This is a genomic window from Spirochaeta lutea, assembly GCF_000758165.1.
GTDB classification, from domain to species: domain Bacteria; phylum Spirochaetota; class Spirochaetia; order DSM-27196; family Salinispiraceae; genus Spirochaeta_D; species Spirochaeta_D lutea.
Window position 1 is genome coordinate 12,972 of record NZ_JNUP01000049.1, and the last position, 13,579, is coordinate 26,550.

12 protein-coding genes are annotated in these 13,579 nt (G+C 57.4%); all 12 read right to left on the bottom strand.

The window, feature by feature from the left end:
- Positions 1–6: 6 nt before the first annotated feature.
- The 12 genes from DC28_RS05995 to DC28_RS06050 all read right to left on the bottom strand — a co-directional run bounded on the left by DC28_RS05995 (position 7) and on the right by DC28_RS06050 (position 13,288).
- Positions 7–753 carry an ABC transporter ATP-binding protein gene (locus tag DC28_RS05995; protein ID WP_052078529.1) on the bottom strand — a complete coding sequence of 249 codons (747 nt, stop codon included), beginning with the start codon at positions 751–753 and terminating at the stop codon, positions 7–9.
- The gene (locus DC28_RS06000) at positions 735–1,529 is read right to left on the bottom strand and encodes an ABC transporter permease (protein WP_052078530.1); all 795 of its coding nucleotides are present in this window, start codon (positions 1,527–1,529) and stop codon (positions 735–737) included. Before DC28_RS06000 ends, DC28_RS05995 begins: the two co-directional genes overlap by 19 nt.
- Positions 1,510–2,619: an ABC transporter substrate-binding protein gene (locus DC28_RS06005; protein ID WP_052078531.1), complete on the bottom strand. Its 1,110-nt coding sequence runs from the start codon at positions 2,617–2,619 to the stop codon at positions 1,510–1,512. Before DC28_RS06005 ends, DC28_RS06000 begins: the two co-directional genes overlap by 20 nt.
- A gap of 227 nt (positions 2,620–2,846) precedes the next feature.
- Positions 2,847–3,842 (bottom strand): YkgJ family cysteine cluster protein, encoded by a 996-nt coding sequence (locus tag DC28_RS06010; protein WP_156104598.1) that lies wholly within the window; start codon positions 3,840–3,842, stop codon positions 2,847–2,849.
- Positions 3,843–4,180: 338 nt separating this feature from the next.
- Positions 4,181–5,083, bottom strand: coding sequence for an AraC family transcriptional regulator (locus tag DC28_RS06015; RefSeq protein WP_037546897.1), 903 nt, complete (start codon positions 5,081–5,083; stop codon positions 4,181–4,183).
- A complete protein-coding gene (locus tag DC28_RS06020) occupies positions 5,076–6,524 on the bottom strand; it encodes an amidase (RefSeq protein WP_052078532.1) in 1,449 nt (482 codons plus the stop codon). The genes DC28_RS06015 and DC28_RS06020 overlap by 8 nt, the downstream gene beginning before the upstream one ends.
- Before the next feature lie 302 nt (positions 6,525–6,826).
- The gene (locus DC28_RS06025) at positions 6,827–8,005 is read right to left on the bottom strand and encodes a glycoside hydrolase family 130 protein (protein WP_280938009.1); all 1,179 of its coding nucleotides are present in this window, start codon (positions 8,003–8,005) and stop codon (positions 6,827–6,829) included.
- Positions 8,005–9,423, bottom strand: coding sequence for an AGE family epimerase/isomerase (locus DC28_RS15355; RefSeq protein ID WP_052078533.1), 1,419 nt, complete (start codon positions 9,421–9,423; stop codon positions 8,005–8,007). The genes DC28_RS06025 and DC28_RS15355 overlap by 1 nt, the downstream gene beginning before the upstream one ends.
- 118 nt (positions 9,424–9,541) lie before the next feature.
- Positions 9,542–10,732, bottom strand: a complete 1,191-nt coding sequence (locus tag DC28_RS06035; protein ID WP_037546899.1) for a LacI family DNA-binding transcriptional regulator — start codon at positions 10,730–10,732, stop codon at positions 9,542–9,544.
- Positions 10,733–10,789: 57 nt separating this feature from the next.
- Positions 10,790–11,551, bottom strand: a complete 762-nt coding sequence (locus DC28_RS06040; protein ID WP_052078534.1) for an ABC transporter ATP-binding protein — start codon at positions 11,549–11,551, stop codon at positions 10,790–10,792.
- Positions 11,544–12,323: an ABC transporter permease gene (locus DC28_RS06045; RefSeq protein ID WP_037546900.1), complete on the bottom strand. Its 780-nt coding sequence runs from the start codon at positions 12,321–12,323 to the stop codon at positions 11,544–11,546. The genes DC28_RS06040 and DC28_RS06045 overlap by 8 nt, the downstream gene beginning before the upstream one ends.
- Complete coding sequence (locus tag DC28_RS06050; RefSeq protein ID WP_081942003.1) at positions 12,302–13,288, bottom strand: ABC transporter substrate-binding protein; 987 nt, start codon at positions 13,286–13,288, stop codon at positions 12,302–12,304. Before DC28_RS06050 ends, DC28_RS06045 begins: the two co-directional genes overlap by 22 nt.
- Between the last annotated feature and the right edge of the window lie 291 nt (positions 13,289–13,579).

Sequence of the window (13,579 nt, forward strand, 5' to 3'; positions counted from 1 at the left end):
TTTCTATTATATGACGTACCCTGCCAGGGCATCAAATTCGGCCCGGATGGTTTGAAGGTCCTTGCGGAAGTCGGGGTGGGCTCCGCTCCTGGGGTGGGGGAGGTGTATCTCCAAATCCTTGGTTATGGCTGCAGGGCTGCCGGCAAGCATGATGATGCGGTGGGCCAACCGTACGGCTTCTTCGGTATCGTGGGTTACGAAGAGTATGGTGGTGGCGGTTTCTTCTTGGATGGCAATGAGGCTCTTCTGCAGGGTGGTCCGGGTTTGCGGATCCAGGGCGCTGAAGGGCTCGTCCATGAGCAGCAGGTCGGGCCGGCGGACCAGCCCCCGGGCTAGGGAAACACGCTGCTTCTGTCCTCCTGAGAGCTGGTGGGGCCAGCGTGCGGCCTCGGTTGTTAGTCCCACCAAGCTCAGAACCTCGTCTACCCGGTTTTTTTGCTGCTGCCGGGTCAGACCCAGGCCGTAGAGACCCATCTTTATATTATGCCTGACGGTCAACCAGGGGAATAGCCGGGGTTCCTGGAACACAAATCCCTGGCGTTGACTTGGAACAGATACTCCGCCGGTTGCGGCGGGCAGAAGACCGGCTATCCAGCGGAGGAGGGTGGATTTTCCAACCCCCGAGGGGCCCAGGAGAACGGTAATCTGTCCGGGTTCCAGGTTCAGACTGAAGTCTTTGAACACAGTTTTCCGCTGCCCTCCTGTTCCCAGGGTAATGGAACTGTTTGAGAGGGTTATTCCTTGGGTAGCCATCGGGTCAGCCTCCGTTGAATGAGAGAAAAGGCGCTGTCAAATAGGGTGTAGAGTCCTGCAATGGTCAGCATGTATACCAGGACAATATCCGTCGCCAGGAGCCCCGCCGCCTGGTTCATCCGTTCCCCGATCCCGGGGATTCCGAAGAGCTCCGAGGCCACCACGGCCATCCAGCCCATCCCCAGGGAGGTCCGGATTCCAGTGAGCATTCCCGGCAGGCTTTCAGGGATTGTGACGTGGAGGAGCCGGGGTAAAAATCTCCCGAACCCGAAGACATGGGCGACCTCCCGAAAATCCGGATTGCTGTGCTGGACTGTGCCCAGGGTGCTCAGGAAGTTGATCCAGAATACACCCACAAAAATAATGAAGGCCGATGCAGCGGGGGTAATGCCGAACCAGATGATGGCAAAGGGGATCCAGGCCAAGGGGGGAATGGGTCGAAGCAGCCGGACCAGACCCTGGAGTAGGGCAGCGAGTTTCGGTAATGATCCTGCGGTAAGTCCGAGGATCACCCCTGCGCCGATGCCCCCCAGAACCCCCCGAAGGTAGTGCCCCAGGCTCTGGAGTACCTTGGCCATCCATAATCCCCCGGGAAGTCCGATTCCGGGCAGGGCCATCTCCCGGGCCAGGGCCTGAGGCACCTGGCTCGGCAGGGGTATGAGGGTTCCGGGCAGCAATCCTGCTCGGCCGCTCAGCTCCCAAATCAGTATGAACCCTCCCAGCCCAGCGGCGGACAGGAGCAGTTCGGTCCAGGATTTATTGTATGGCTTGTTCATAATGCTCGGTTTGAATGAGCTGATCCACATCCACCGGGGCTGCAAGGCTGCCTGTCTCTAATTGGAAGTTGTGCATCCGTTTAGCGCTTTCCAGGATAACCCGGGGATCTGCGGTAAAGCTCGGGATGCTGGTTCGGACGGCCTTTTCAATGAGACCCTGGTCTATCAGGCCTCCCCCAAGGGTACGGCTCAGGATTTCCGCGGCCTTTGCCGGGTTTTCCCGGATGAACCGGGTTGCCCGCTCTACTAACCCGGCGATGGTGGCTCCCAATCCGGGATGTTCGTCCAGTACTGCCTGGCGAACCGTCACCACGGCACCGGGCTGGTTGGGAAAGAGTTCGCTTCCCGATGCGAGAACCCGAATATCCGGTCGGCGGTCCTGCACAATGGTCACGATGGGTTCCAGGGTGGATGCACCGTCCACCGCCCCGGACAGCAGGGCCTGCTGAACCCCGTTTGCACCCATGCCGAGGATTTCCACATCCTCGGTTCCGGCACCGAGGATCTCCTCCAGCCAATATAACAACACCACATGGGGCACACTGCCCTCCTGGAAGGTCGCGATTTTCGCGCGTCGACCCCTAGCCTCGCGGAATCGGGCGAAGGTGCCGCCGGGATCCTGGGCCTGCCAGAATTCCGCCAATCCGCTATCCGCCAGAAAGCTCATCTGCTCGACGATAAGGCTCGCCACCACCCGAAGATCCTGACCCCGGCCTGCAGCCACCATAGCCGGGCCGATACCGAAGAACTGTACATCAAGTTGCCCGTTCCCCAGGGCCTGAACAATGGGAGGTCCGCTTTGAAAAACAGTGGCCTGAAAGTCTAGGCCGGCATCGTGATCCCAGCCCTGGTCTTTAATAATGTAATACTGGCTTACCGGTAGAATCGGCATCGTTGCAACCTGGAGGGTTAACAGGGGTTGCTCTGAATCCCCGGCGGAATTGTCCGATGCGGGTGCTTCGGTACCCGACGCCCCGGGAGGGGGCTGTTGCCCTGGCGATTCCGGGCTGCCTCCGGCCCACACGAGGGCTGATGCAATAATGAGAAGCAGGCCTGTAATTCCTGCTACCGGTTTTTTGGGGCTCCGCATGGTCGTACCTCCTTTGGGTTTCCTATCTATATATATAACTATGTAACGTTATTAAGTCAACAATAGTGGGTGTATGGTAGAAAAAAATGTGTCAGCACGCCGAACCAGGTTTATTTTCTATCGGCGTCAATGGGTATCGTATTAGGGGGGAGCGTAAGACCTAGATGTTGTTTGTGTGATGTGGGTATACCCACCCTACCGCCGGTTTTGTCAGTTCCTAGAGCGAATTAGGCCGGGGTTTTGATCATCGGGTCCTGGGGATTCGGCTCGGGCTCGGGGAAGAACTGATCAAGGAGGTGGAGGGTGCTGCCGGTAATTACCTGCAGATCCGGGCGGTAGAGCAGGTTGCGGGTCAGGGCGGGGAGTTTCTCGATGGCTGTATCCAGGTAGCCGCTATGAAGGTTGGTGAGGATTTTCCGGCCCAGCTGGGAGGAAATACCGGCAGAAAGGTCCAGGGGTAAGCAGAAGGCCCAGGAATCGCCCTGGCCGATAAATGCCATCCCCGGAAAACCTAACCGGAATCGGATCAGATCAAGGTGTCGGCGGTTCGACGGACGGCCGGGGGGCACTACAAGGATGGGTGGTAGATTCTGCCCGGTGCTGTCCAGGGGAAGGGTTGGCAGGGCTGCGGGTTGCTCCAGGGCTGGGGCCGGTAGCAAGGGAATCTGCTCCATAATTCGTATCATATCATCCCAGCCGGGAACCTTCTGAATAGATTGTTCCGGTCCGGAATAGCCGATCGCTTGGATGAGCCACTCCAGACGTTCCGGGTTGAACTGGATCATAGTGGTATTGGCACCGATGGGCCCGGGTTCAGGCGTCCGGGGCAGGGTGCCGAGGGAGGGAAATGCCCGGCGGTACCAGCAGGTATAGGGGCTGTAGGTGCTGCAAATGCGCGGCTGCTCCGGGGTATTATGAATGGAGCACATTCCGGTGGTGCTGGTTAAAAACCGACAATCCCGGCGGAGGAAGAGCCACCAGTTTCCGTCTTCCCTGAGGGCGGGTAGGATCCCCTGGAAGGCTGACAACCCTGCCAGGCGTTCAAGGTCTTCCCGGGTATCAACACGCAATTCTGCCAGGGGCAGATGGCGGCAGCATGGGGCTCCGCCGCAGGAGGAACAGGGAGACTTGCTGAAATCGGTATTTCCCACCAGCTTCACAGGGTTTCGACTCGCCGTTTGGGCCCCTGCAGGCCCTCCGAAGGGATTTAATTGTTCTGTCATGGAGGTGAACTGCTCTGGAAACTCCGAAAAAACGGTAATATGAATCCAGCCAACAGGCTGTGTTTGTCCCATTATTGGTCATGCCAATTGCACATGGCTTCTGTAATTGGCTCTACATCAATTCAAAAGCGTGCGCCATTATATCCCTTTTATCTGACGTTAGGCCATATCCATCGTCCGCATTTCTCTCGAGAGTTTTTTGTAGTGCGCAAAAGGTTGTAACCTAGGCCAGATATAGTGGGGCAGGTCGGGAACCAACCCAGGGATGGTTTCGTCAGGGTAAGGAGTTACAACCTTTTGCGCACAATGTACAGGTTCTGGTATCCGGCCGGACTTTTCTACCCGTGAAGCATAGATGCCTCATGGCAGGTAACAGGAACCCAGATTTCTGAGTAGGAATCCAGCTCCTTAGGGCGGGATTCTTTGGTATAACATTCAAAACTAAAATCGTCGGCAATCTGAGCATTAGAAGAGGGCAGCCAGTTGGCATAAATAAACTTATGGGCATCCCGTATTCGTCGTACTGGGCCGTGATAGGTAAACACCGCGTAACGGTGAGGGGGAATGGTTTTCTCGGTATACAGGTTTGGAGGGTCGGAGACCTCATTTGTATCCACCCCGGCAAAGTAATTAAAGACCTCACCCTCATGTATTTTCGTTTTTCCTTCCATACGACAACATCCATAAAACCGTGATGGGCCGGTTTTCCTGGGAAGTTTCGAGAAAAAGAGCTTCCATATGTTCATAATATCTCTCGAAACCCGGTATCCGCTTAATTCTACATCCGCCGAGATTCCCATCAGGGTGATACCCGGATTTTCGATAAAACGAGGACCCGAGACAGGCGCAATGCTAAAATTTTCGGTAAAGACCCTCCCTTCGAAGGGAGGGTATTCCGGTAGGATGATGCTGTTCTTTCGCGCGGCCTTTGGAGATATGCCAAAACAGCGTTTAAAAGACCTGGTGAAGGCTTCATGGCTGTTGTATCTGCACCGTAGCGCGATTTCCAGAATGTTGATGTTTGAGTTGAGAACCTCATCCTTCAATTCGGATAGCCGCCGCTTGGTGATATAGTCCTTTACAGTATCCCCGATTACAAACTGAAACATCCGGTGGAAATGGAAGCTCGACATATGTGCTTTGTCTGCAATCTCATCCAAGGTGAGGGAGGAGAACAGCCGTTCCTCTATGTAGTGGAGGGCCTGTTGAATATTTCCCTCATAGGTTCCCGGATTAGCCAAAGAATTTCTCCATTATCGGCATAGTAGATCCTGTGTGGCGTTCTAGTTCATTACAGGCTTGAAGAAGTGATAAGTCATGAAATCGCCGACCCACCACCTGTACCCCAACGGGAAGCCGTTCCTCTACAAGCCCGATGGGAAGCGAAACAACCGGACTGCCCGTTACACTAAAGGGCACGGTGAACCCTGCCATGGCTTGACCATATAGAACGGAATTACCGTTCATTGTAACTATTTTCATCGGGTCATGTAATAGGGTTGGAGATTTTCCCGGGTCAAGATGTTTCGGTGCCGCAGTTGCGGTAACCGGACAGATGAAACCATCATATTCTGCGAGAAAAGCCTCAAGTCTGGCCATAAGACTTTCCCGTTTTATCATCCAGGTATCGAAGGTCTTTCGGCTGGTAGAAACCTGGGTATTCATGAGGGAAAAACCGTTTACCCTTTTATTTTGCAACTTAACCAACATCCTCAGGAACAGGGGAAGGTTCATCAATTCAAGGCTCAGCAGTGCCCCGAACACCTTATAACATTCAAAAACATCCATCGGGAGTTCACTCACCTGTACCATAGTAATACCGGTGTGCTCACAGCGGCGGATAAAATCCCTAATAGAACGTTTATAGCCATCATCAACCTCAATGCCCGGCCATGAGTCTGTCCAAAGGAATTTGAGCTTGCTCTGTTCGGGGGGGAGGAGATATCCCAGCTCGGGTTGAAAGGCATCGGGTCCGGAAATGATCGATACCCCCAGGGTGAGATCCTCGAGGGATCTGGCCACAAGCCCCGGAACCGCCATGTTTCTGGGGGGACGGAACCCTGTTTTTGGTCCTCCTGGGTGTAGACCGTATCGAGAAACCGCATAATCAGTCGGGCGTAACCCGTAAACACCGCAAAAATGAGCTGGAATTCTAATGGAACCAGCTAAATCACTCCCAACCTCGAGGAAGCTCATGTTGGACGCTACTGCAGCAGCCCCGGCAGTACTTCCCCCGGATGTCCGCGTTACATCCCAAGGATTATTCGTTACTCCGAAGATGGGACTGTTTGCTTGGAAATCCATGGCCATAAAGGGTAGGTTTGTCTTGCCAAGAATAACCGCCCCCTCCTTCCGTAAGCGGGCCACCACCGTGGCATCAAAATCCGGAACCTGTTGCGCAAAGCTTTTCATGCTGTTGGTGGTCCGGAGGTTTTTTGTGGCAAAGTGGTCCTTGATGGTAATTGGAATGCCCTCAAGAAGCCGGGGATTTCCCTTTTTGATACGTTCATCCGAGATCTTTGCCGCGGCCATTGCTTCCCTATAGTTGAGGGTAACAATGCTGTTAATTGCGGGGTTAACCGTTTCAATCTGCTGAAAGCATGTTGCTGTCAGCTCCTGGCAGGTAATCCGTTGCTCTTTAAGAGCCTGAAGGGTTGTATGCATAGTGTTTTGTGTAATCATGGTCTACTCCTTGTAGGGAATGGTACGCGGAGTAGACCGGGGCTTCTTGATTTTTTTTGCTGGATTCTAACGCCCAGGGGATGGAAACTGCCTCCACCTAACAGTTCCTAAGCTATGAAAAACGCTCAGTGCTTTGTTCTCCAGCCAGGGCACACCTCAAGCTTCTCGGACACTTCCATCGAGTTAACTGTCAGGTACCCAACGGAGAGGGTGCTAATTACCATTCTTAAGAATTTTAGAGGATCATACCTTACCCGTGAGCCCACGAAGAGCGTAAGGTATGATCCTACCAGAACCCAGGCTTAGCGATTCGCCCGGATGAGTTCTATACGCTGAAGAACCGAACCCCGGCTGGTGACCCCGTCTTCGGGAGTGTTCAGACAGTAGTCCACCAGGCGTTCCAGGGAGGTCTCGGCCACATGCATCCGGGTATCGCTGGATGCATAGTAGAGCAGAACCCGGCCGGAGGGCTCGGCGACGGCGCCGTTAATAAATACGACATTGGATACATCACCCACCCGCTCGTCCTGCTCCGGCGCTAGGAGGTACCCACCCGGGCGAGCGATGACCCGGGTGGGGTCGTCCAGGGCGGTCATGAAGGCGTAGACCACATACCGGAGGCCTGCCGCGGTGTTTCGCACCCCGTGGACAAGGTGAACCCAGCCCTGGGGGGTCTTTAGGGGCGGGGCTCCGGCCCCGTTTTTGCTCTCCTTGATGGTGTGGTAGACCCGTGGATCCAGGAGCCGTTCTTCGGCTATGACGGCACCCTCCATGGTGTCGGTCAACCCCCAGCAGATCCCGCCCCCGGAGCCGGTCTCGATGAATCCGTCCTGGGGCCGGGTGTAGAGTAGGTACCGGCCCTGAACAAATTCGGGGTGCAATACGACGTTACGCTGCTGGGGGCTGGGGGTAATCAGATCGGGCAGACGTTCCCAGGATTCCATATCCTTGGTTCGTAGGATTGCGGCGGTAGCGGTGGCGCTGCTGGTATCCCCCGGGGCCGCCCCGGGGTCCTTCCTCTCGGCGCAGTATATGCCGTAGATCCAACCGTCCTCATGCTGGGTCAGTCGCATATCGTAGGCGTTGGTTTCCTGCTCAGCATTCCCGGGGGGGTCAAAGAGCAGGGGTTCTCCGATAAATGTAAAGGTGTCCGTACCGGTAGGGCTCTCCGCTACCGCGAAGAAGCTCTTGCGATCCCAGCCCTCTACCCGGCAGACCAGGCGGTACCTGCCCTTCCAGAGGATAGCGCCGGCGTTAAACACCGCGTTAATTCCCAGGCGCTGCATGAGATACGGATTGGTCTCATACCGCAAATCGTAGCGCCACTCTAGGGGTACGGAATCTGCGGTTACCACGGGGTGTTGAAAGCGCTCATAAATCCCGTTCCCGGGCAGAAGTGCTTTGTTGGGACGGTTCACCCCGGCCTCAAATTCCGCCCGTAGGGCGGCAAGCCGGTTATTCCATTCTTCTCTTGTCATCATTAGGACTTCTCCTCTATGGAAGCCAGGAGCGCCCGGCTTCGTTCTAGTATTTCCATGCAGGCTCGGCCGTTATGGTAGGGGGTCTTCCAGAGACCGCCCTTCTCCCGGGTAAGGTCCGGCCGGTCCTGGTCATCCAGGGCCCAATGCCATTCGCCGTTCTCGGCGCGCTGGTGCTCCAGGCAGTACCGCCAGACGCCCTCGGCTGCCCGCAGATAGTCCAGATTCCCGGTGGCCTGGTAGGCATTGAGAAACCCCACAGCCCCCTCGGCTTGGACCCACCAAATCCGGGTCGTATCCCGGGTTTCGGGCTTATCCGGATCGTGATGTTCATTGGCGAGCCACCAACCGGCATGATCCAGTCCGCGATGGTACACCGCCGCAGCCATACGCCGGCCAACCTCGGAGGCTACCCCCCGGAGATTGGAATCACCCAGGACCTCTGCAGCCTCCATAAGCAGCCAGCTGGTCTCGATATCGTGGCCGTAGCTCACCGCCCGGTCCAGGCGCGACCAGTCCTCGGTAAAAAACAGCCCCTGGTGGTCACCCTGAACGACCCGCTGGGCAATAGTCCGGATCAGGGAGCCCAGGGCCTCGGCCACGGGTGGGGTGGGCTCAATCCGGTAGTAGTTGGTGTAGGCTTCCAGGACGTGGAGATTGGTATTCATGCTCTTCTCACAGTCCATGTCCACCGGGGACAGCCGGCGGTCCTTGGCGGGGCTCCAGTCGGCTTCGCAGGCCTCCCGGTACCCCCCGTGCACCCCGTCCCTCCCGTAGGTCTCCAGCAGCCGGAAGATTTCTCCGCAGCGCCGGCGGATGTCCTGGATTCGCTGCTCCTCGGGGAGCCGGCTGAGTCCCCCCGGTTCCCGGGACTGGGAAGCGCCAGATGGGGGTTCTTGGTGGCCCCGGGCATTCTCTCCGGTACGAACCTCAGCATTCCGGCCCGGTCCTTCGGCGGGGCGAGTCCGGGGGAGCTCCTGGGGTTCCCGCCCGGGACCGCCGAACTCAGGATTCCGCAGAAGCTCGCTGTAGCCGTAGAGGGCAAAGGCCTGGCCGTAGATCTGTTTTTTAGAAACCACCGGTTCCGAGCCGTCCCCCCGTACTGACCAAAAGAACCCCCCGTGCTCGGTATCCCAGAACCAGCGGTCCAGGTAGGTTTCGGCGTACTCAGCGGTTTCCAGCCACCGGGTGTCCCGAGTGCGGGCCCCTGCAGCGTAGGTCCAGAGAAACCTGGCATGGGCTACCAGCCCCTTGGCATGCCCGGGATCGCCCTTGTTCTGACCATCGATGAGCCCGAAAAACCCTCCGTTATGCCGATCCACGGCGTAGCGGTTCCAGTACGGAAGGATATTCTCATCCAGCTCCTTCCGGGCCGCGTCGGCCATCCACCTGAGCACCTGGGCATCGTAATCGTTTCCCACATCCACCTCCGTACCGGCACACGGGTGAGGCAGCGCTTCCTAGTGGAATCATTCTGGATCTCAATTCCGAAACCGGTTTCGTATTATGGTACAAGAATACGCTGCTTTCCCGGCTCTGTCAACGGATATTTAGACTTCCCGGGACCAGCCGGTGGGGCTGTTCGGGGGGCCGACCTTCCAGGAGGGATAGAAGCATATCCACTGCCTGGGATCCCAGGGCCTCCACGGGCTGACGGATGGCCGCCATGGGGGGGTAGAAAAAGTCCAGGTACTCGTAGTCGTCGTTCACTACCAGGGTCTCCAAGGCTGGAATTCCGGAGGCTTCGGGGCGGCTTTCGGAACCGTGGGGATGGTCGGTGCGGGTCAGGGTTCCAGGGTGATTCAAATGCCCGTGCTCCCTGAGCCAGGCCAGAGACTTGAACATGAGATTCCCTCCGGCAGAGATGTACAGCCCGTCGGGAATCTGCCCGGGGGCATGGGAATCACCCCCAAAGAGAGAGGCCATGGCCTTCCGGATGCTGGAAGTCTGGTAATCCCTGGACTCCGCCTGGAGACATTTCGGGCCGAGGATGTCCATGAATCCATCCAGACGCTCCTGGTTGTACCCCAACCCCCGGGGGCCGGTAATGATGCCCGGGATCCGGCACCCCGAGGCAGCCAGATGACGGGCAGCCATTCTGCCGCTTTCTCGGTTGTCGGTATCAACCCGGTAATGTTCAAAGGATTGGGTGCGCCCCAGGGTAACGAAGGGAATTTCCGATTCCAGGAGCAGCCGGGCTCCCCGGGGATCCAGGAGCTCGGCAATGACGATGATGCCGTCAACCTGCCGGGACCGCAGGGCCTGCTCGTAGATCGGGCCGGTATCGCTGCCCCGGCGGGGGCTCAGGAGGATAATGGAATACCCTGCCTCCGCCGAGCGGTGCACCGTGGCGGCGATGAGCTCCGCCCAGTAGCTCTCATCCAGGGGGTGGTCGGGATCCAGGGGCAGGAGCAGACCGATGCAGTTGGAGCGCCGGGATGCCAGGGACTGCGCCGCCGAACTCGGATGGTAATCCACGCGCCGAACAATTGCCATAACCCGTTCCCTGGTCTCTTCTCCCACATCGGACCGGCCGTTGAGTACCTTGGAAACCGTTCCCTTGGTAACCCCGGCCAGTCGGGCAATCTCGCTGATGGTAATTCGCTGAGCCATGGCCCATGATACCACGGGTTTTCCCCGGGTTCTACGCCCCGGGGCGGAGGAATCGTCCCGGAATAGGGGCGCCGGGGCGGGCTCGTTCAGGAACAGCGGGGAGAAGCTGCGTTCCATGGATCCCGGGATGGGCAGGCCGGTACCCAGACGAAGACCGATTACTAGGCCCGGGCCCTATATTGAGGGTGCCCAGTGTTCGGTCCTGAGACCCAGGGCGGATAGCAGCTGGTGGCGAAGCTCGGCGTAGGCACCGCTTCCGGGCTCCCGGGGGCGGTCCAGGAGAACCGGGGTATCCAGGGTGATACGGCCCGGCCTGGGTGCCAATACCAGGATTCTATCCGCTAGGATCAGGGCCTCGTCCACATCGTGGGTTACCAGGAGGATGGTTTTGCCTTCTTCCTCCCAGAGTGTAAGGAGATCCTGCTGCATCCGCATCCGGGTTATGGCATCCAGGGCACCGAAGGGTTCGTCCATCAACAAGATATCCGGATCCATTACCAGGGCGCGGGCCAGGGCGGCCCGCTGACGCATGCCCCCGGAAAGCTGTCCGGGAAAGTAGGATTCAAAGCCTGTTAGTCCGACCCGGGTTAGGGCCTGGGCCGCCCGGGTGCTGCGTTCCTTCCGGGGTAGGCCGCGGTATTCCAGGCCGAGTTCCACATTTTTTCGAATCCGGCGCCAAGGGAGAAGCCCATCCTGTTGAAAGACCATCATTGTTCTGCCGGATAAACGACACCGTCCCCCGCTGGCTGGGGTCAAGCCTGCAACCATGGATAGCAAGGTGCTTTTTCCGCATCCTGAGGGGCCCAGGAGGGCGACCAGCTGTCCGGGTTGTACTGAAAATGAGAGTGGTTCCAGGACATTCAAATCACCATAAACCTTAGAGATACCCTCCACCCGGATGCTGCCCCGGGGGACTTCGATTTCTTGGCTATTCATGTTGAGCGTACCTCCAAAGCAATAGTCTGCGTTTCAGTAGTTCCAAGACCACCTGGTCCATGAGGGCGGCAAACACCCCGATCACCACAATGTGGGCCAAAACACCGGACATATCGGCAATCTCCCCTGCAAAGGTGATGGACCACCCCAGGCCGATACCCACCCCGGCGACCATCTCCGCCGCAACCAGGGCGCGCCAGGCATTGCCGAAGCTGATCTGCGCACCGGTGATGATGGACGGAAAGACCTCGGGCAGGTAGATGCTTGTCAGGACCCGGAGTTTTCCCGCCCCCAGTGCCCGGGCCACCCGGATATGCAGGGGCTCAACCTGCTCCGCGGCGCTCATCACGCTTTGGACCATGGGATAAAAACTGGCCAGGGTAACTACGACAATGATGGGGCCGTCACCGAATCCCATGGTTATAACCAAGAGGGGTACCCAGGTTATGGGAGGCACAGATTGCAGAACCGACACCAGAGCCCGAAGGTACGTCCGCAGCCAGGGGAGAATTCCCGAGGCCAGACCCAAAAGGGTTCCCGACAGGGCTGCAGTCAGGTATGCGCTACCCAGCCGGGCCAGGCTGATTCCCAGGGCCTCGGCAAATTCCCGGCTCGAAAGGATCGTCCCCAGGCGTGCAAATACCTGGGGTATCCCCGGCAGCAAGAAGCTGGGAAAGAGTCCCGCAGCCCCCTGCCAAACTCCTGCGATGGTCGCGGCCACAGCGAGGTAGGCCAGGATCCGTTTGGTGATTATTCCCTTGCCTGCTGCCATGATAGATCCAGGATTTCATCCAGATTTACCGCGCCGGATAACAGGTTCTCCCGGCGCATAATGCCCTCGACCTGGTATATCCGGTCGATATCCTGGGCAGTCAGCTGCCAGTTGAAGGTGTTGGCACGGACGGCTTCCTCGATGACCTGGACTGCCGGAATGGGTCCCTGGGGGGTATCCAGGGTATCGCCTTGGATGAAGTAGTGGGAGATCAACCGGGCGGCCTGTTGGGGGTTGTCGGTCAGAATTTCGATAGCGTCCTTCTGCGCTTCTAGTACCGCCTCAAGACGGCTTCGGTCCTGCCGCCAGGTTTCGCCGCTGGTTATGACTACCATACAGGGAAAGGGCCAGTGATCACCGATCTCATAGATTTCTTCCACCGGAGCGGTGTACTGGGCTATTCGGGCGTAAGGTTCAAACAAGAAGGCGGCATCAACCCCGCCGGCTACCAGGGATTGCACTGCTACAGCAGGGGAGACATAGCGCATGGTCAAATCCCGTTTAGTCAGATCGGCATCGGGTAGTACAACATTGGAGAGAACCACATCAGCCGTTGATCCCTGCTTCTGGGATGCTAAACTCCGGCCCCGCAGGCCGGAAACCCCGGTTATTCCCCGGTCCTTTCGCACCAGGATGGAGTGGTAGCCCCGCTGAGCACCCCCAATGATCTTCAGGTCCGCTCCCCGGGAGGCCCAACTCAGGGCATTGGTAAAGCCTAGTACACCAACATCCAGGCTCCCGGTAACGATGCCCTTTATCAGATCGGTTCCGCTGGAAAACCGCACCAATTCTACATCCAGACCGTACTGGGCATAGAGGCCTGCCTCGTAGGCTACATGAACCGGTGCATCATCCATGACATTCACATACCCGATGACGGTACGCTCGGGGGTTTCTGCCGTTACAGGACCGACAATACCCAGGATGACTACCAGTACGAACAAAAATCTGAGACCTTTTATCATATGATCCTCCTTATGGTTTCTTTGTATATTAAGTCGCGTTAGTATGTCAACAATAGAAAGGCAGTTTTATTCAAGAAGGTTCATTCAAAACCCCGTTTTGGATGATCCATGCTCCTGAATAATAAATGTACGTCTTTTCCTGGGCACTAGAGATACCCGCCTCCTCGTGGTGATGCCGTTTCCACGGGGGTGGGGTATGCCGGGGGCAAATTAGCCAATTTTGGCTATGGAATTCCTGTTGCTCCATCCCTCAGGATGGTAATAGGGTACCGTGGCGACGTTACTCTAGGG